This window comes from Pseudomonas antarctica (assembly GCF_900624995.1).
In the GTDB taxonomy this organism is placed as follows: Bacteria; Pseudomonadota; Gammaproteobacteria; order Pseudomonadales; family Pseudomonadaceae; genus Aquipseudomonas; species Aquipseudomonas antarctica.
Genome location: NZ_UYXQ01000250.1, coordinates 1 through 1,310, shown reverse-complemented (window position 1 = coordinate 1,310; position 1,310 = coordinate 1). Strand labels below are relative to the sequence as shown.

General features: G+C 53.1%; 1 pseudogene. It reads right to left on the bottom strand.

From position 1 onward, the window contains the following. Positions 1-3: 3 nt before the first annotated feature. Positions 4-1,257: pseudogene (locus E0F99_RS29840) on the bottom strand (IS3 family transposase). Between the last annotated feature and the right edge of the window lie 53 nt (positions 1,258-1,310).

Here is a 1,310-nt window from a genome sequence, read left to right as displayed (position 1 = left end):
TGTCTAGTCCTGAAATAGGTTTACACCTGTTTCACCCCAGCGCCCTATGCACTGCATCGGGCGTTTTGTATTTTAAGGACAGGTGTGGGCGTTCCTGGTTATAGATCAGGATCGCTTCTCGCACCATTTGCTCCGCTTGCGCCAAGTCTTTCGGCCGGTGGAGTAATAGTTCTGTTTTCAAGATGCCGTTGACCCGCTCTGCCAAGGCGTTCTGGTAGCAGTCGTAGCCATCCGTCATCGAAGACGTGATGCCATGCTTGGCGTGGAGCTTTTGATACAGCGCCGAGCAGTACTGGACTCCTCGATCCGAGTGATGGACCAGTTTCTGGCGCGTTCGACGTGTCTTTAACGCCATGCGTAAGGCGTGGGCCACCGAGTCGGCATGTAGGCTGCCATGCACGTGATAACCGACAATTTTTCTTGAGAAGGCATCTGTGACCAGACTCAGGTAGACCGGGTTGTCACGCTGGGTGGACAGGTAAGTAATATCGGCCACCCAGACCTGTTCCGGACCGGTCGCGACAACTTGCTGCGGGCCTGGCTTTAGCAGATTGGGATGGCAGCGAAAGTGATGATGGCTGTCGGTTGTCTTGTGATACGCCCGTTTCCTGCGAACCAACTGCCGGTGCTCACGCAACACCTCAAACAAGCGATCTCGGCCAACATGCAATTCAGGTTTCTCATGCTCCGCGTGCATCAATGACTGCAGCTTGCGTGCGCCAATGCGGGGTTGGCGCGCTCGGATTGCCTGCACAAACTTGATAAGTTTCTGATCTTGATCGACTCGCGCCCGATAGACGCGATCACGCTTGTAAAAGGCTTGGCGACTGATCCCCATAAACTGGCAAGCCCTGCTGACACTCAGGGTTTGGGTTTGCGCAACGACTTGCCGGACCGCTTTTTTACAATGGATACGCCGTAGTCGTTCTTAAGGACATCGACCACATCTTCAAAGAATTTGGCTTTCTGATTTGCCAGTGCCAGTTGCTCCTCAAGCTCTTTGATTCTCTGCTCGGGGGTCAAAGGCAAAGTTAGCTCGTCCATCGGTCGAGTCCTCAGGGTACGAATGGAGGCGCCTTGGCTCCAATCTTGTCGACCATGCTTGCGTAACCAGACCAACACCGTCGACCGACCTTGAATCCCATAACGCCGTTGAGCCTCTTTATAACTCAACTCGCCTTTTTCTACTTGGTCGACAACCGACAATTTAAAAGTCAGCGTGTAATCGCGCTGACTACGTTTTGCGCCCGTATCCATTGCACCCTCCTGATAAGAAGCCAGAAGGTGTAAACCTTATTCAGGACGAGACA